Source organism: Sphingobacterium sp. UBA6317 (assembly GCF_002440385.1).
In the GTDB taxonomy this organism is placed as follows: domain Bacteria; phylum Bacteroidota; class Bacteroidia; order Sphingobacteriales; family Sphingobacteriaceae; genus Sphingobacterium; species Sphingobacterium multivorum.
Genome location: NZ_DJTD01000029.1, coordinates 37,326 through 55,099, shown reverse-complemented (window position 1 = coordinate 55,099; position 17,774 = coordinate 37,326). Strand labels below are relative to the sequence as shown.

16 protein-coding genes are annotated in these 17,774 nt (G+C 39.6%); 9 read left to right on the top strand and 7 right to left on the bottom strand.

What is annotated here, in order from left to right:
- Window positions 1-59: 59 nt before the first annotated feature.
- Window positions 60-383, bottom strand: coding sequence for a GIY-YIG nuclease family protein (locus B3E92_RS09020; RefSeq protein ID WP_112376125.1), 324 nt, complete (start codon window positions 381-383; stop codon window positions 60-62).
- 102 nt (window positions 384-485) lie between these two features.
- On the opposite strand from B3E92_RS09020, the gene B3E92_RS09015 reads away from it, so the two are divergent.
- The 4 genes from B3E92_RS09015 to infB all read left to right on the top strand — a co-directional run bounded on the left by B3E92_RS09015 (window position 486) and on the right by infB (window position 6,464).
- Complete coding sequence (locus B3E92_RS09015; RefSeq protein ID WP_070567758.1) at window positions 486-1,262, top strand: XRE family transcriptional regulator; 777 nt, start codon at window positions 486-488, stop codon at window positions 1,260-1,262.
- A gap of 237 nt (window positions 1,263-1,499) precedes the next feature.
- Window positions 1,500-1,964 carry a ribosome assembly cofactor RimP gene (rimP, locus tag B3E92_RS09010; RefSeq protein ID WP_075993376.1) on the top strand — a complete coding sequence of 155 codons (465 nt, stop codon included), beginning with the start codon at window positions 1,500-1,502 and terminating at the stop codon, window positions 1,962-1,964.
- A gap of 5 nt (window positions 1,965-1,969) precedes the next feature.
- The gene (gene nusA, locus B3E92_RS09005) at window positions 1,970-3,211 is read left to right on the top strand and encodes a transcription termination factor NusA (RefSeq protein ID WP_070567754.1); all 1,242 of its coding nucleotides are present in this window, start codon (window positions 1,970-1,972) and stop codon (window positions 3,209-3,211) included.
- Window positions 3,212-3,314: 103 nt separating this feature from the next.
- Window positions 3,315-6,464, top strand: a complete 3,150-nt coding sequence (infB, locus tag B3E92_RS09000; protein WP_070567751.1) for a translation initiation factor IF-2 — start codon at window positions 3,315-3,317, stop codon at window positions 6,462-6,464.
- A gap of 65 nt (window positions 6,465-6,529) precedes the next feature.
- On the opposite strand, the gene B3E92_RS08995 is transcribed toward infB, so the two are convergent.
- From B3E92_RS08995 to B3E92_RS08980, 4 genes are all read right to left on the bottom strand, one after another.
- Window positions 6,530-6,922 carry a VOC family protein gene (locus B3E92_RS08995; RefSeq protein ID WP_070567749.1) on the bottom strand — a complete coding sequence of 131 codons (393 nt, stop codon included), beginning with the start codon at window positions 6,920-6,922 and terminating at the stop codon, window positions 6,530-6,532.
- A gap of 89 nt (window positions 6,923-7,011) precedes the next feature.
- Window positions 7,012-8,073, bottom strand: a complete 1,062-nt coding sequence (locus B3E92_RS08990) for an NADH:flavin oxidoreductase/NADH oxidase (RefSeq protein WP_286896325.1) — start codon at window positions 8,071-8,073, stop codon at window positions 7,012-7,014.
- A gap of 120 nt (window positions 8,074-8,193) precedes the next feature.
- Window positions 8,194-8,910, bottom strand: a complete 717-nt coding sequence (locus B3E92_RS08985) for a 3-ketoacyl-ACP reductase (protein ID WP_286896324.1) — start codon at window positions 8,908-8,910, stop codon at window positions 8,194-8,196.
- A gap of 58 nt (window positions 8,911-8,968) precedes the next feature.
- On the bottom strand, window positions 8,969-9,556 hold the full coding sequence (locus tag B3E92_RS08980) for an NUDIX domain-containing protein (RefSeq protein WP_236560231.1): 588 nt from the start codon (window positions 9,554-9,556) through the stop codon (window positions 8,969-8,971).
- Window positions 9,557-9,578: 22 nt separating this feature from the next.
- On the opposite strand from B3E92_RS08980, the gene pyrE reads away from it, so the two are divergent.
- Both pyrE and B3E92_RS08970 read left to right on the top strand, forming a co-directional pair.
- On the top strand, window positions 9,579-10,229 hold the full coding sequence (gene pyrE / locus B3E92_RS08975) for an orotate phosphoribosyltransferase (RefSeq protein ID WP_070567741.1): 651 nt from the start codon (window positions 9,579-9,581) through the stop codon (window positions 10,227-10,229).
- Between the two features lie 19 nt (window positions 10,230-10,248).
- On the top strand, window positions 10,249-10,647 hold the full coding sequence (locus B3E92_RS08970; protein ID WP_070567739.1) for an SRPBCC family protein: 399 nt from the start codon (window positions 10,249-10,251) through the stop codon (window positions 10,645-10,647).
- A 53-nt stretch (window positions 10,648-10,700) separates the two neighbouring features.
- Here B3E92_RS08970 and B3E92_RS08965 read toward each other — a convergent pair whose 3' ends face one another.
- Entirely contained in the window at window positions 10,701-11,417 is a 717-nt protein-coding gene (locus B3E92_RS08965) for a superoxide dismutase (RefSeq protein WP_286896322.1), read from the bottom strand.
- 261 nt (window positions 11,418-11,678) lie between these two features.
- Here B3E92_RS08965 and B3E92_RS08960 point away from each other — a divergent pair, with 261 nt between their 5' ends.
- A complete protein-coding gene (locus tag B3E92_RS08960) occupies window positions 11,679-12,725 on the top strand; it encodes a ferredoxin--NADP reductase (protein WP_115050681.1) in 1,047 nt (348 codons plus the stop codon).
- Window positions 12,726-12,847: 122 nt separating this feature from the next.
- Window positions 12,848-14,776, top strand: a complete 1,929-nt coding sequence (locus B3E92_RS08955; protein WP_286768588.1) for an acetoacetate--CoA ligase — start codon at window positions 12,848-12,850, stop codon at window positions 14,774-14,776.
- A gap of 86 nt (window positions 14,777-14,862) precedes the next feature.
- Here B3E92_RS08955 and B3E92_RS08950 read toward each other — a convergent pair whose 3' ends face one another.
- Window positions 14,863-16,470 carry an acyl-CoA carboxylase subunit beta gene (locus B3E92_RS08950; RefSeq protein ID WP_115050685.1) on the bottom strand — a complete coding sequence of 536 codons (1,608 nt, stop codon included), beginning with the start codon at window positions 16,468-16,470 and terminating at the stop codon, window positions 14,863-14,865.
- Window positions 16,471-16,623: 153 nt separating this feature from the next.
- Here B3E92_RS08950 and B3E92_RS08945 point away from each other — a divergent pair, with 153 nt between their 5' ends.
- Window positions 16,624-17,772, top strand: a complete 1,149-nt coding sequence (locus B3E92_RS08945; protein ID WP_286896320.1) for an acyl-CoA dehydrogenase family protein — start codon at window positions 16,624-16,626, stop codon at window positions 17,770-17,772.
- Window positions 17,773-17,774 lie beyond the last annotated feature (2 nt).

Below are 17,774 nucleotides of genomic sequence, written 5' to 3'. Positions count from 1 at the left end.
AAGATATATCTAAAAAATAAAGATGGCCGCCTAGTTTAACTAAGGTGGCTTTTTTTATGCTAGGCTGCGTGGTTGGAATCTCTCTTGGTGAACGTTTGGTGTTGCTGAGGGAAAAGATTATTCCAATTAGGATTATATTTACGGATGAGCCTTTCGACTTGCATGGTTGTAAAATGTTGCAGTTCACTTATTCTCTTATTGGCGGTCTCCGAATTTGTGAAAGATTCTGTGTAGATTATTCGATTTAAGCTAGGGCCCTGGTTGAAAATAAAATTATTGGACTGCTGTAGTTCCATTACTGTACTAAAGATGTTGGAACTGAGACCGATTTTAAAGTGCTTCCGATTGTTGTCAGTTGATATATATACAATAAAATTGTTCATAATGCTAAATTATTTGGACGTTTAAAATATATTTACTAATTTTATTGGCACAATATTACTAATAAAATTAGTTTTTGCAAAATATTTTTTTGAAAAAATAATATGTCAAATATTTCGTCCAATCTGAAATTCCTTCGAAAAGGAAAAAAAATCACCCAGCAACAATTTGCTGATCTTATGGAAATTAAGCGTGCGTCTGTCGGTGCATACGAGGAAGATCGAGCAGAGCCTAAATATGAGTTATTAAAGAAGATTGCCGAATTCTATGGTTTGACTATGGATGAGTTGGCAAACGATGTTATTGATGACAAATGGAAGCCGGTTCCTAAAAGCAATGCCTCAAATTTAAGGGTGCTTAGTGTGACTGTGGATGCAGATGATCGTGAAAATATCGAACTTGTTCCGGTTAAGGCTAGTGCGGGGTATTTAAATGGATATGGTGATCCAGAATATGTTGCTGAGTTGCCAAAGTTTTCGCTACCTATGTTTGGTCAGGGGACATTTCGTGCTTTTGAAATAAAAGGGGATTCGATGTTGCCTTTACCTTCTGGTTCTATTATTGTGGCCGAATACGTAGAAAATTGGCATGATATTAAACCAGGAAGTACCTATATTGTCGTGTCGAAAGAAGATGGTGTGGTGTATAAACGCGTTGCTTTTAAATTTAAAGAGGATAAAGGTTTGAAGCTTGTTTCTGATAATAAGACCTATGAGCCTTATTGGGTAGAGACTGCTGATATTCTTGAAGTGTGGAAGGCTAAGGCTTTTATCAGTACACAGCTGCCCGAACCTACTCCGGAGCCAACCATAGAAACCCTGACAAGCATGATGGCGCAAATGCAGAAGACGATTAATGCAGTGGTGGATGGTTCTAAATAGTGGAGAATTATCTACGTATTTTTATTATTTAGTCACGCTGTGAAGATGATTGCAAGGACTGAGGAGCGATCGATAGCTTATTTTTATAGGGACTGTAGGTATATTGAATATAAAAACAATCTATCTGAGTTTGTTTTTTATTTTATAAAATGCTATATTTGCATATCTGAAAGGAAGGGGGCTCGTATAGCCCCCTTTTTTTAATTCAATTAATTTAGCATTTCTAGAAACAGAACAATGCAGCATATAGAAAAGAGAGTTATTGAACTCATCGCGGAAAAAATTGCAGATCGCGAGGATTTGTTTATCGTCAGTGTGAAGATGCGCCCAAATAAAATTCTCGAGATTCTTTTGGACGGAGATAATGGTGTGAATATTGATGATTGCGCACAGGTGAGCCGTCATGTTGGTTTCCACTTGGAGGAGGAAAATGTAATTGATGATGCTTACCGTTTAGAGGTTTCATCTCCAGGTATTGATGCTAATTTTGTTAATATCCGACAGTATCAAAAGAATATAGGTCGTACAGTTCAGGTAAAGTTGAACGATAATACAAAAGTTGAAGGTACATTATTGACCGTAGACGAGATGAAGATCAATGTTCTTCAAAAGATAAAAGAAAAAGGTAAAAAAGCACAAGAGGTAGAAAAAGAACTTCCTTTTGATCAAATAAAAGCAACAAAAGTGGTAATTTCATTTTAATAATAATGAGTAACAGCAACATCAATCTGATAGACTCTTTTCAAGAGTTTAAGGAGTTTAAGAATATCGATAGACCTACTGTTATTACAGTATTGGAAGAGGTTTTTCGTAGTATGATCCGTCGTCGTTTTGGTACGGATGAAAATGTGGATGTTATCGTGAATCCAGATAACGGAGATTTGGAGATTTGGAGGACGCGTGTCGTTGTTGAAGATGAGTTTTCAGAAGATGATGACCTTGAAATCGAATTAGCGGAAGCTAGAAAGCATGATGAAGATTTGGAAGTAGGTGATGATTTTATTGAACAGATCACATTGGAAAGCTTTGGTCGTCGTGCAATTTTAGCGGCACGTCAGACGCTTGTATCTAAGGTTTTGGAATTGGAAAAAGACGAGGTCTTTAAGAAATATAAAGATAGAGAAGGAGAGTTGGTCATTGGTGAGGTCTATCAGATTTGGAAAAAGGAGATCTTGGTATTGGATGAGGACGGGAATGAATTAATTCTTCCTAAATCAGAGCAAATCCCAGCTGACTATTTCAAAAAGGGAGATGGCATTCGCGCAGTTGTGCATAAAGTAGATATGATGAATAATAATCCGAAGATTATTATTTCACGTACTGCACCTGCGTTCTTACAACGTTTATTTGAACTTGAGGTTCCTGAGATTTTCGATGGTTTGATTACGATCAAGAAAATCGTTCGTGAGCCAGGGGAAAGAGCAAAGGTTGCTGTTGAGTCTTATGACGATCGTATTGATCCTGTAGGAGCTTGTGTTGGTATGAAGGGGTCTCGTATTCATGGTATCGTTCGTGAGCTGCGTAATGAGAATATTGATGTAATTAATTTTACAACAAATCATTCGTTGTACATCGCTCGTGCTTTGAGCCCTGCAAGAATTAGCTCAATCAAAATCGATGAAGAAAATAAGACTGCGGCTGTATATTTAAAATCGGATCAAGTTTCTTTAGCCATTGGACGTGGGGGACATAATATTAAATTGGCTGGTAAATTGACTGGTTATGAAATTGATGTTTATCGCGAAAATGACGAGTTTGATGAAGATGTCGATATCGAAGAATTCAGCGATGAGATTGAAAGCTGGGTTATTGATGAATTGAAACGTGTCGGCTTGGATTCAGCGAAGTCGGTGTTGTCTCTTAGCGAGGAAGAGCTGGTTAGACGTACCGATTTGGAAGAGGATACTGTTCGTGAGATTGTACGTATTTTACAAGCTGAATTTGAATAAAATTCAGCTCGTTAATTTTTTTCTATCTAACATTCGGAATAAATTGTTTATGGATGGAAAAAAACATATTTTTGTAATTATATTAAAATAGTTTATATTATAGATGACTGAAGGAAAAGGAACAAACTTGCTTAAAGCAGCAAAGGAACTCAACATCGGGATACATACCGCCGTGGAATGTTTAGTGAAAAAAGGATATGATGTAGAAGCAAAGCCTAACACTAAATTGAGCGGAGAGATGTATGGTGTGCTGTTAAAAGAGTTTCAGGGAGACAAATCACTGAAAGATGAAGCTAAACAAATTGTGATTGGCAAAATTCGTCGTGAGGAGTCGCCGTCCTCTTCTCCTAAGGAATCATCTAAGAATGAGGATTTCGAAGATCATGATGAATCCAAGGAAATCTTGGTCAAGAATACAGTAGAAATCCCTTCTGTTAAGGAAACTACTCCTGCAAAAGTGGAGGAGCCCGTTCATCAAGGTGGTATGAAGGTGGTTGGTAAGATTGATCTTGACGCATTGAATAGAGGCGGAAGTAAGGTCAAGAAGGAAGAACCTGTTAAGGAGGAACCAAAAACCATTAAAGAAACGCCTGTAGAGGCTAAAGCTGAAGCTAAGGTGGAAGAAAAGAAGGAAGCCGAAGTCAAAGCGCCTATTGTTGAAGCGAAAAAAGAAGAACCAAAGGTTATTGAAAAGAAGCCGGAAGTTGTTGTACCAAAAGCTGAAATAGAAAAACCCGAAGTAAATAAAACTGAAGTAAAAGCAACTCCGGTTGTAGAGACAAAAACTGAACCTGTGAAGGTAGAAGACAAGAAAAAAGAAGAAACAGCGCCGAAAGCTGTGCCAGTAACTCCAATAGTGGAGCCTGCGAAAAAACAAGGAGATGAAATTATTTCTGCTCGTGCGGAAAGATTGACAGGTCCTAAAGTCATTGGTAAAATTGAATTACCATCTGCTAGACCTTCCCACAAACCAGTGGCTTCATCTTCAAATGCTGGAAATAATAATGAGAAACGTAAGCGTAAGCGTACGAATCCAAATGGTCCAGTAAACCCAAATGCGGGGCAAGGTCAAGGTCATAATAATCAAAACCGTGGACCGCGCGATGGTAACAATCCCAACAACCGGGACCAACAAGGAGGTAACCGAGGTGGGAATCATGGTCCTAACAACAACCCGAACAATCGTCAAGGGCAAAACAACAACCAACACCCAGGTAGACCGGGACAAGGAGGTAACAACCAACACTCAGGTAGACCAGGACAAGGTACGAGACCGCAACACGGTAATCGTTTTGACAATAGAGGTAAGGGAAGACCTGTTGAGAATAAGGAAGAACCTACTGAAAAGGAAATCCAAGATCAAATCAAAGCAACACTTGCTCGTTTGAGTGGTGCAGGTAAATCTGGTAAATTTGCGCAACGTGCCAAATTGAGACGTCAGAAACGTGATGATGTTGCTCAACATGCGGAAGAAGCTGCAATGGAGCAAGAAATGATGGCAAAAGTATTGCGTGTTACAGAGTTCGTAACTGCAAACGAATTAGCTAATTTGATGGACGTTCAGGTAACCCAAATTATTGCAACTTGTATGAGTTTGGGTATGTTCGTGTCAATTAATCAGCGTTTAGATGCGGAAACTTTAACCATTGTAGCGGATGAATTTGGTTATCAGGTAGAGTTTATCAAACCTGAGGATGAGGAGACTGCTGAATTGGAAGAACCGGATACAGAAGAGAACTTGATTTCAAGAGCGCCTATTGTAACGGTCATGGGACACGTCGACCATGGTAAGACCTCTTTACTGGATTATATCCGTAAGGCGAACGTTACTTCTGGTGAGGCGGGTGGTATCACCCAACATATCGGTGCATACGCGGTGAAATTGGAGGATGGTCGGAAGATCACTTTCTTGGATACTCCTGGTCACGAGGCTTTTACAGCGATGCGTGCCCGTGGTGCCAAAGTAACAGATATTGTTATTATTGTTATCGCAGCTGACGACGCCGTCATGCCGCAAACAAAAGAAGCGATCAACCACGCGCAGGCAGCAGGAGTTCCAATCGTATTTGCATTTACTAAAGTAGATAAACCGGGAGCAAATCCTGATAGAATCCGTGAGCAGCTTTCTGCGATGAATATCTTAGTTGAAGACTGGGGCGGTAAGTTCCAAGCGCAAGAGATTTCAGCAAAAACGGGGGAAAATGTTGACCTATTATTAGAGAAAGTTCTATTGGAAGCTGAGATGTTAGATCTAAAAGCTGATCCGAAAAAACGTGCTGTTGGTTCAGTAATTGAAGCAGCTTTGGATAAAGGTCGTGGTATCGTGACAACGGTGTTGATACAAAGTGGTACATTACGTGTTGGAGACCCTATTTTAGCGGGATCGCATTCAGGTAAGGTGAAGGCTTTGACTAATGAAAGAGGTGAACGTGTTAAAGAGGCAGGACCTTCTGTTCCAGTGCAAATCTTGGGTATGGCCGGCGCACCAACAGCAGGGGATAAGCTTTATGTTCTTGAAAGCGAGTCTGAAGCTAGAACTGTAGCTAACAAACGTCTTCAGTTACAACGCGAGCAAGGCATGCGTGCAACTAAACATATTACCTTGGATGAAATCGGTCGTCGTTTGGCTATCGGTAACTTTAAAGAACTTAATATTATCGTTAAAGGTGATGTGGACGGTTCTATTGAAGCATTATCAGATTCATTATTGAAATTGTCTACTGACGAAATTCAGGTTAATATCATTCACAAATCAGTGGGTGCAATCTCTGAATCAGATGTATTGTTAGCTTCTGCTTCCGATGCGATTATCATAGGTTTCCAAGTACGTCCAACACAAAACGCACGTAAGTTGGCAGAGAACGAGCAAATTGATGTACGTTTATATTCGATCATCTATGATGCGATTGATGAAATCAAATCTGCGATGGAGGGTATGTTGGCGCCGAAATTTGAAGAGAAAATCGTTGCTGAGGTTGAAATCAGAGAAACCTTCAAAATTTCTAAAGTGGGTACGATTGCCGGATGTATGGTTAAAGAAGGTAAGATCAATAGAAATAATGATATCCGCATAATCAGAGATGGTGTTGTAATTCATACTGGTAAACTGGCATCGTTGAAACGTTTTAAAGACGATGTGAAAGAAGTTTCAATGGGTTATGAATGTGGTTTGAATATTGACCGTTTCAACGATATTCAAGTAGGAGATATTGTTGAAGCTTACGAACAAGTTGAAGTGAAACGTAAATTGTAATCACTTAGTGGTACACTAATAAAAACAGAAAGCGGCATTGATTTTAATCAATGCCGCTTTCTGTTTTAACGTTCGTATAGTTCTATTGGAACCTGATCAGGATCAAAGAAGAATGTAAAGCGTTTATTTGTTAACTCGTCTATTCTGATCCCTTCATGTGATACACCTGCTTTTTCGAGCTTATTTAATTCGATGTCGAGATTATCGACTTCGAATGCAAGATGTCTTAAACCGGCAGCTTCTGGAAAGCTGAGCCGATTAGGCGGTGATGGGAACGAAAAAAGTTCTATAATGTAATGATCGTTGAGTTTGAGGTCCAGTTTGTAAGAATCACGTTCCGCACGATAATATTCTCTAGCAATCTCCAGGCCCAGTATGCCCGTGTAGAATTTCTTTGAACGTTCATAATTGCTACAGATAATGGCAATATGATGTATCTTGTTGAGGTTTAATTTCATCTTTAAATACTTATCTCATGGCATTTGTTATATCTTTTGTCCGTTTAGGATATGGAGCATATACAGACTATTTTACCATGTCTCTCCTATTATTTTGCTCTTTCATATTGTTTAGGCCAAGGAATTTCAGCGTCTAATTCTTTGGCAAAATGTAATGGAAGGTGTGGATCATCAAGAAATCCCCGTGCGATTAAGATTAAATCTGCTTGCTTTCGCGTAATGATCTCGGATGCTTCAATAGCAGTTTTAATTAAACCTACAGTGGCAACGTTATTCTTGGTATTCTCCTTAATAGCGGTGGCGAAAGGGAGCTGATATGCTGGTCCTACATCTATTTTTTGATAGGAGACCAATCCTCCACTTGAAACATCAATCAGGTCTACCCCCAATGCATATAGCTGTTGTGATAAGGCTATGGATTGCTTTAAGTCCCAGCCGGCTTCGGCCCAGTCAGTTGCTGAAATACGTACCCATAAACTTTGGCTTGTTATTTCTTGTTTTACTCTTTTCACAATTTCAATAAGAAAGCGTATTCTATTTTCAAAGATCCCGCCGAAAGTGTCTTTTCGTAAGTTGCTCAGTGGTGAAAGAAATTGATGGATCAGATATCCATGTGCTGCATGGAGTTCAATAATTTCATAGCCGGCTTGGATTGCTCTTTTCGTCGCTGTTCCAAATTGTTCAATCAGATTTTCAATGGCGGAAACATCAAGTTCCTGTGGTTCATAATCTCCTGCATGGAAAGCTATTGCAGATGGAGCAACTGTTTGCCAGCCCTGAAGGTCCGTTGGTGAAAATTGATTCCTGCCAAGCCAAGGTTTATTGCTGCTTGCTTTGCGGCCTGCATGGGCAAGTTGTATGCCAGGTATGGAATTATTTGCTTTAATGAACTCGGTTATTTCTTTTAATTTTTCGATATGCTGGTCGTCCCATAAACCAAGGTCTCCATCACTGATTCGACCGTCAGGGCTAACTGCTGTTGCTTCTTGTATTACTGCTGCAGCTCCGCCGATTGCAAATTGGCCCAAATGAACCAAATGCCAGTTATTTGCAAAACCATCTTTTGCCGAGTATTGACACATTGGGGATACAACCAAACGATTTTTCAATTGTAAATTTCCGATGTTTACTGATGAAAATAATTGACTCATAATTGCTTGTTTATAGAAGATAGGAGCAATGAAAGCTCCTATCTTAATCAATTTCTTTGTATCATAAAAGAAAGCTATTAAAAGGGCTGTATTTGATCCTGATGAATAGCTATTCGATTATTAGGGATTTGTAGACCATAAAGAAGCTGATTTTAACATGGCTCTTCTTGGTAGTTTTAAATTAGCAATGATCAGCTCCGCGAAATCTTCAGGCTGAAGAACTTTTTCTGGATCACCATCGGTAAGTCCAAGATCTTTGGACATATCCGAGGCAATCGTACTAGGCATAAGTGTACATACCCGAATATTGTTTTTCCGTACTTCACGCATTAAAGAATCGGCGAAGCCGATGACGCCAAACTTTGATGCACTATAAGCGGAAGTGGTGGCTGCGCCATTTAATCCGGCAGTCGAAGATACCATAATGATATCGCCTTGATTTTTTTCAATCAGTTGCGGAAGAATAGTTTTTGTAACAAAATATGTACCCAGGAGATTCGTTTGAATGATCGATGTCCAATCGGCAACATCCATGTCGAGCACAGTGGAAAACGATGCTACTCCCGCATTGTTAACTAATATGTCAAAGCTACCGAAGGTATTTTTCAATCGCTCGATCTCCTCCTGTACTGCACTATAATTTGATACGTCAAAGACGGCATAAGTGACCTCAGTGCCCAGCTCGGCAAGTTCCGTGGCCGTATCCTCTAAAGCAGCTTCATTTCTACCGGTAATCGCGATATGAACACCTTCTTTCGCTAATGCATAGGCAATCGCTTTCCCCAATCCTCGCGCACCACCCGTAATTAAGGCTCTTTTTCCTGTTATATTTTCCATAATATAAAAATAGGCATGATCTTTTTTATTCCTGTCAGATGATCCTAAGAAAGGCAATTTATTTTGCCTTTTTTAGGATATTTTCGATAATGGGGTAAGTATTGTTGCGTATGTCTTCAAATTGGTCCACATGACGCCATTCTGCTTTTGTGATATCTTCTGCAGTTTGCGGAATCAATTTAGGGACTTTGTTGACTCCCATTTCATACCAGTTCGTTGCTTTTAAGACGAATTCTCCATTTCGCAAAAAATAGGTATGGTATGATGTGGTGATTTTTTTTCCTAAGTAGTTGATTTTGATGCCACATTCCTCTTCAACTTCGCGTACAGCTGCTTCCCGCATTTTTTCATTTTCTTCCACTTTACCTTTCGGAAGATCCCATTTTCCTAATCGGTAGATAAAAAGATAGTCTCCATCACCATTTTTCACCAGCCCACCTGCAGCTTTAATGAGCTTAATTTTATTTTTTAAGTTTTGAAATACGGTTTCAAAATCCTTGTTGATGTAGAGATATGTTTTTGGAACTTTATCAATTTCAGATTGTTTGAAAAGTTTTTGGAGGTCAATCTCTTGAAAACTAATTGTTTGTGGGTTTTTGATTTTCGATGGAACAAAATCTGCTAAAATTAGCACGGTTTCGTTCATATAAATTTTATAAATTTGCGCCATGAATAATTTAAATGAGGTTGAACAAAAAGTTGCTGAATCCTTATTGCAAATTAAAGCAATAAAATTGCAACCTAAAAGTCCTTTTACATGGGCGTCGGGTTGGAAGTCTCCAATTTACTGTGATAACCGTATCACTTTATCTCATCCTGCGATTCGTACATACATTCGTCAAAAGCTTTCTAAGCTTATTCAAGAAGAGTTTGGATCAGTGGATATGATTTCTGGAGTTGCTACGGCAGGTATTCCACAAGGCGTTTTGGTAGCACAGGATTTGGGACTACCATTTTCTTATGTCAGAAGCTCAGCTAAGGATCATGGTCGTCAGAATTTAATTGAAGGTGAAGTAGTTAGCGGTCAACGCGTAGTTGTAATTGAGGATCTAATTTCGACAGGTAAGAGTAGTTTAGTGGCTGTAAAGGCGTTACGTGAGGCTGGCTGCAATGTTGTTGGCTTGGTGTCTATTTTTACTTATGGATTGCAACAAGCTACTGATAATTTTGCTGATGCAAAATGTCCTTATTTCAGTCTATGTAATTATGATGCTTTGATTCAGGTCGCTGCTGAAAATAGTTATGTATTGGAAGAGGATATTGAGATCTTGAAAAAGTGGCGATTGAACCCGGCTACTTGGGGCGACAATTTTCAATAAAGAGGATTAATTTATCGTTATGACTACTATTCAGAATACAACAGAAATCAACAAAAATGTCGGCGAGGTGTATGCGTTTTTGGCGGATCTCAACAATCATGAGCAGTTGATGCCTGAAAATATCTACAATTGGTCTTCGACTACGGACGAGGCGCGATTTACAATACAGAATATGGCGAAATTGGCTCTTCGCGTAGAAGAGCGTGTTGAGAATCATCTTATTAAGTTGACTCCTTTAGAGAAGGCACCTTTTGACGTAACTCTTCGTTGGGAATTGCAAGTTATTGCTGATACAGTGACAAAGGCGACCTTTATCATAGATGCTGATCTCAACATGATGATGAAAATGATCGCTTCTGGGCCGCTTCAAAAATTGGTTGACTTTCAGGTCAACAAATTAAAAGAAAAGCTAGGGTAGGTTGGTTCATAGCGAATATAAAAAAAGCTCGATTAGTAATAATCGAGTTTTTTTTATGCTAGTCTTTCATTGACTTTTTTCCAATTCACAATATTCCACCAATTTTTAATATAATCAGCTCTTTTGTTTTGATAGTGCAGGTAATAAGCATGCTCCCATACATCAAGACCTAAAATGGGAATACCTTTTACCTCTGCAACATCCATTAAAGGATTGTCTTGGTTTGGAGTAGAGCTAATTTTTAAGTTACCTGAGTCATCCAAAAGCAACCAGGCCCATCCCGAACCGAATCGTGAGGTTGCTGCAGCGGCAAACTGTTCTTTGAATTTGTCTAGAGAACCAAATGTCTTATTGATCATAGTCAATAATTTTTCGGATGGCTGGCTCGGCTTATCAGACAGACTTTCCCAAAAAAAGTTATGGTTCCAGGCTCCTCCAGCATTATTCCTTGCTTTTGGAGAGTACTTAGATATGTTTGCTAGAAGTTGCTCCTCTGAGGCTTCCTTGATGTTTTCAGCAAGAATGGCTTCGTTAACGGCATTAATATAGGCCATATGGTGCTTTGTATAATGGATTTCCATCGTCAACGCATCAATATTAGGCTCCAAAGCGGCATAACTGAATGGTAATTTTACTTGGGAAAACTTTAAGGTAGCGGCATGTAATTCAGTAGCTTTCGCGGAAGCAATATCTTGTAATATTGATCCACATACAGCGATGCCTAGCGTAGCTTTTGCTGCATTTTGAAGGAAGTTTCTGCGTGTTTGCATATAATCTTATTGTGATTAGTTTTGATATAAATATAACGTGAAATTTTGCAAATATTGTCCAAGAATTGTCTGTTAATTGTAATACAACAAAATTGTTATAAATTCATCTGTAGAGCAGCATGCTTTGTTTCGAATTTTGATGTACGGTAATTTCGCTACCCCTAATTTCTATTGTTTTAAAGGCATTTCATGGCAGTTATAGGACAGGTTGGCTAAAGAATTATAATTGTTTATAAAATCAAATTTAGCTAAGTTTGATCTATGTATACATTAAGGATTTCAAAAATCATCCCCCAACCTAATAATAACCTTACTTTTCAGCTTGAGTCTATAGCAGGAGACTATCCTTCCTATAAAGCTGGGCAGTTTATTACGCTTTCTTTTGTGTTTGGTGACCGTGAGGTACGTCGTTCTTATTCTTTTAATAGTTCGCCGGATAATAATGAGCCCTTAAGCATCACTGTTAAGCGTGTCGAAAATGGGGAAATATCTCGACTGCTCCACCATACTATTGTGGAGGGGGATATCGTCAACGCGATGGAACCTCAGGGTTTGTTTGTATATGAACCTGAACCGGAAAAGATTCGGACCTTATTTTTGTTTGCTGCTGGAATTGGCATCACACCCTTGTACGCTATTCTTAAAACAGCGCTTCTCGCAGAAAGTAAGTCTAAAATAGTGTTAATTTACAGTAATAGTACGCTGGAATTAACACCGTTTCGATCCGAATTGGAGGGTTGGGCAGACCGATTTCCTGATCGTTTAACAATTGTGTGGATTTACTCCAATAGTAAAAACTTGATGAAGGCCAGGTTGAATAGAGATTATATACATGCTATTGTTAACGATCATTTGTTTGGAAATAAGGAAGATGCCTTGTTTTATACCTGCGGTCCTGTGATTTATATGGATCTATGTCGTTTTACCCTTTTGGGGATGGGATTTGATTCCAATCAGATAAAACGAGAGACATTTCTATTGCCCGAAAATGAAGAGGATGATGATGACGAGACCGAAAAGGAAGTTGATACAACGACCTATGCTATCGAATTATATTTTCAAGGCAAAACCTATAATCTTGAAGTGCCATATAACAAATCTATTTTGGACATCGGGCTGGAACATAAAATTAAGTTGCCGTATTCTTGTAAATCCGGTATGTGTAGTACCTGTATTTCACAGTGTACAAGAGGTAAAGTAAGAATGGATTATAATGAGGTTTTAACAGATCGCGAAGTTGAACAAGGAAGGATACTTTTGTGCACGGGGCATCCGGTAGAAATGAATACGGCTATTGAAGTATTATAATTTAACATCTGTATTTAATCCGAAAATACAGTGTGTTGTTATAGGGCGTTATAGCTATTTAAAATTGCATATACACGTAAATTTACCTAAGTTTGAATATAACCGTTTTATAGCTAACTATTATGGGAAAATTACTCTGGAGCCCAACAGAAGAGCAAAAATCTCTAGCTGAGATCAATAAGTTTAAACAATATGTGGAGAATGAGCATGGCTTATTCTTTCCATCCTATCAGGACCTTTGGGCATGGTCAACGACGGAACTGGCTAATTTTTGGAAGAGTATAGCCGCCTATTTTAATTTAAAATTTCATTCAGCTCCTACAAACATTGTCGAGTTACCGGCAGATTCCACAAGCTTTATTGGGACAAAGTGGTTTAGTGGGGCTACTTTGAATTATGCTGAACACGTATTTCGGAACACAACGGAAAAGCGTCCTGCATTAATCTTTCAATCTGAACAGCATGCTAAAAGAGAGGTGTCATGGACTGAGTTGGAATCCATGGTTCTCAAACTCCAAGTCTATTTGAAAGAATTAGGTGTACAAAGTGGAGATCGTGTAGCTGGTGTATTGATTAATGGCATCGAAGCAGTTGCGTTATTTTTGGCTGCTAATTCCATCGGTGCGGTTTGGTCCTGTTGTTCGCCCGACTTTGGGGAGGCAAGTATTCAGGAACGTTTTGAGCAGATTGAACCCAAAGTACTCTTCGCAAATTCCAGTTATTACTATAATGGACGTCTTTTTGAAAAGGCGGAAAGTATTCAGCAACTTTCGCAGCGGCTACCATCATTAGTGGCTTGTGTTTTGATTGATGATCCTATTTGGGAAGAGATTCTGAAAAAGGATCTTACACAAGTTAAGCTCCAATTTACGGCAATGCCTTTTGATGCTCCAATATGGATTTTGTATTCTTCGGGAACTACCGGGAAGCCTAAAGCCATTACACATGGAGTTGGTGGTATGCTGCTGGAACATATGAAAGCACTTGGACTGCATCAAAATGTGCAAGACGGCGATCGATTTATGTGGTATTCTACTACAGGATGGATGATGTGGAATTATGCGCTTTCGGCCCTTTTAATGGGAAATACATTGTGTATATATGATGGAGCTACGAATTATCCCGACAAATTGAGTTTATGGAGGTTTGCACAAGAAAGTAAGGTGGATCATTTTGGCGTTGGGGCTGCTTATCTCATCTCCTGTCAAGATCAAGATTTAAAATCCATGGCTTATCAGCCGAAAACAATAGGGTCAACAGGCTCACCACTTCCGCCAGATGTGTTTGAATGGCTAAATGTACAGTTTCCAAAAAGTCAAATTGTCTCATTAAGTGGTGGTACAGACGTTTGCAGCGCCTTTCTTTCGGGGTGCACTTTGCGTGATGTTTATGCAGGAGAGATTCAATGCCGCACCTTAGGAGCTAAGATAGAAGCATTTGATGAGAATGGTCATCCACTTTATGGGGAGGTTGGAGAACTCGTTATTTTAGCTCCCATGCCCTGCATGCCCATCTATTTTTGGAACGATGGGGCGAATAAAAAATACTTCGATAGTTATTTTGATAAATATAGCGGTGTTTGGAGTCATGGTGACTGGATTAAGATTACTGACCATGATGGAGTAATTATGTACGGGCGTTCAGATGCCACTCTGAACCGTGGCGGCGTACGTATTGGTACTGCGGAGATCTATAATGTTTTAAATAGAACCGAGGGGGTCTTGGATAGTTTGGTTATTTGCGTAGATCATGAAAATGGATCATCTGATATGTTGCTTTTTGTTCAATTGGACACTGGCTTATTGAATGACATGTTAAAAGGTGAGATTAAACGGGTGCTTCGGCAGCAATATAGTCCGCGACATGTGCCTGACGATATTTTTCAAGTAGCGGCTATTCCTTATACGTTAAGCGGCAAAAAACTGGAGCTGCCTATTAAGAAAATCTTTTCGGGGATACCCGTAGAAAAAGCGGTGTCAGTAGACATTATGCGGAATCGAGAATCTTTGTTGGACTTTGAAGCGATTAGCAAAATCTGGAGAAGATCCTAAATATAGCTATAAAATAGCTAATTTAAAAACCCCTCAGATGACGAAGTTTGCCGTTTGAGGGGTTTTCGAATTTAACTTTACTCCACTCAGACCTGTATAACACCTACATTATACCGGTCTAAGATAGGTTTTTCGTTGGCAGCTTCAATTCCCATGCTGATAACTTTTCGTGTTTCTTCAGGTGCTATAATTCCATCAACCCATAGTCTTGCAGCAGCGTAATATGGGCTCAATTGCTCGTTGTACCGGTCTTCGATGGATTTAAGGAGGTCGTTTTTCTCTTCTTCATTAATTTCTTGACCTTTGGCCTTTAAAGCTGATTCTTGGATTTGAAACAGTGTTTTGCCTGCTGCGGCACCGCTCATGACTGCCATTTGGGCGGTAGGCCAAGCGTAGATTAGTCGTGGGTCATACGCTTTTCCACACATTGCATAATTTCCTGCGCCATAACTGTTTCCGACAATAAATGTAAATTTTGGGACTACGGAGTTGGCCATTGCATTGACCATTTTTGCGCCGTCTTTGATAATCCCCCCTTGTTCAGATCGGCTCCCTACCATAAAACCAGTGACGTCCTGAAAAAAAACAAGTGGAATGCGCTGTTGGTTGCAATTCATGATGAAGCGCGCCGCTTTATCTGCTGAATCACTATAGATGACTCCGCCCATCTGCATTTCCATGGTGTTGCCAGGTTTTTTGGCTTTAATGATCTCGCGTTGATTAGCAACGATCCCGACAGCCCAGCCATCTATGCGGGCGAGGCCGCATACAATGGTTTTCCCATAATCTGGCTTGTATTCTTCTAAAGTCTCTGCGTCTACAATTGCATTCAGGATATCCTGCATGCGATAAGGTTTTGTCCTGTCTTCGGGAAGAATCTCTACTATTTTACTCGGATCAGTTTTTGGGGGTAGGCTTATCTTTCTATCGAAATTAGCTTTTGGATTTCCACCGATTTTATCGATAACATTTTTTATAGCATCTAAACAACTTTGGTCGTCGGGAAATTTATTGTCTGTTACGCCGGATATCTCCGAATGGGTAGAAGCTCCGCCGAGTGTTTCTGCATCTACAGTTTCACCTATCGCAGATTTGACCAAGTAAGGGCCGGCTAAAAATACAGATCCCGTTCCTTCGACGATAAAGGCGTAGTCGGACATAATAGGTAAATAAGCGCCACCTGCTACGCAACTTCCCATAATTGCTGCAATTTGAGGTATCCCCATGGAGGACATTCGGGCATTGTTACGGAATATACGTCCAAAATGTTCTTTGTCTGGAAAGATTTCATCTTGTAGCGGTAAAAATACACCGGCGGAATCTACTAAATAGATAATTGGCAAGTTGTTTTCCATAGCAATTTCTTGTGCGCGTAGATTTTTCTTGGCAGAAATTGGGAACCAAGCCCCAGCTTTGACAGTCGCGTCGTTGGAGACAATGACGCATAGTTTGGATTTTACATAACCCAGTACCGCTGCGCATCCTGCGTTTATGCATCCACCATGTTCTTTGTACATTCCTTCGCCGGCAAACATGCCTATTTCAAGATACTCACGGTCTGGGTCCAGTAGATATTCTATTCTTTCCCAGGCTGACATTTTGCCTTTTTCTTTCAGTTTTTTTATTTTATCGATGCCGCCACCGAATTTTAAATTTTCTCTTTTTTGGCGAAGTAATGCGAGTAGCTCCTTCATAATTTATAATCTTGGTTTTAAAAACTGTTAAATTAAGAATTTCTTATTTTTAGATAAATTTAAAATAAAATTTTAAAATATTTGCAATTTTATTCCTAAATATTTTGATATATTTGAATTGAATTACCGATTGTAAATTTAATATTCATGCTTATGTTTATTGAAAATAAACAACAAATGGATATGATCAGACAAAGTGCACGAGATTTTGCACAGTATCATATCAAACCTTATGTGATGGAATGGGACGAAGCCCAAATATTTCCAATAGAAGTTTTTAAAAAGTTAGGCGAACACGGTTTCATGGGAGTAATCGTTCCTGAAGAATATGGCGGATCAGGGCTCGGGTATCAGGAATACATTACCGTTTTGGATGAAATCTCCAAGGTATGTGGTTCAATCGGGCTTTCTGTGGCGGCGCATAATTCCTTGTGCACAAATCATATATTAAGCTTTGCCAGTGAAGAACAGAAGAAACGTTATCTTCCAAAGTTGGCGACAGCTGAATGGATCGGTGCCTGGGGGCTTACAGAAACCGGTTCCGGTTCTGACGCCGGCGGAATGACGACATTTGCGGAGAGAGATGGTGATCATTACATGTTAAATGGTTCTAAAAATTTTATCACGCATGCCATCAGTTCTAGTGTTGCTGTCGTTATTGCACGAACTGGGGCTAAGGGGGATAAAAAAGGGATGTCGGCTTTCATTGTTGAGAAAGGTACACCTGGATTTACTGCGGGAAAGAAAGAAAATAAATTGGGGATGCGTGCCTCAGAAACTGCCTGTCTTTTTTTTGATAATTGTCGGATTCATCGGGATCAACTCATCGGTGAGGAAGGACAGGGCTTTGTACAGGCTTTAAAATTATTGGATGGCGGACGTATTTCGATTGCGGCACTTTCTTTGGGTATTGCCCGCGGAGCTTACGAGTGTGCGCTGAAATATGCACACGAGCGTGAGCAATTTGGGAAAAAGATTTACGAATTTCAGGCAGTTTCTTTTGCACTTGCAGATATGGCTACACAAGTAGAGGCAAGCGAATTGTTAACGAGGCAGGCGGGCTATTTAAAGGATCATGGGGACCGTGTTTCTAAAATTGGAGCGATGGCTAAACTTTATGCGTCGGAGGCTGCTGTTAGTGTCTCGAATGAATCTGTGCAGATCTTTGGTGGTTATGGATTTACAAAGGACTATCCTGCCGAGAAGTTTTTTAGAGATGCTAAACTATGTACCATAGGTGAAGGGACTTCAAGTATTCAGAAAATGGTGATCGCCAGAGAGATTGAGAAAGATATTTTATAGCA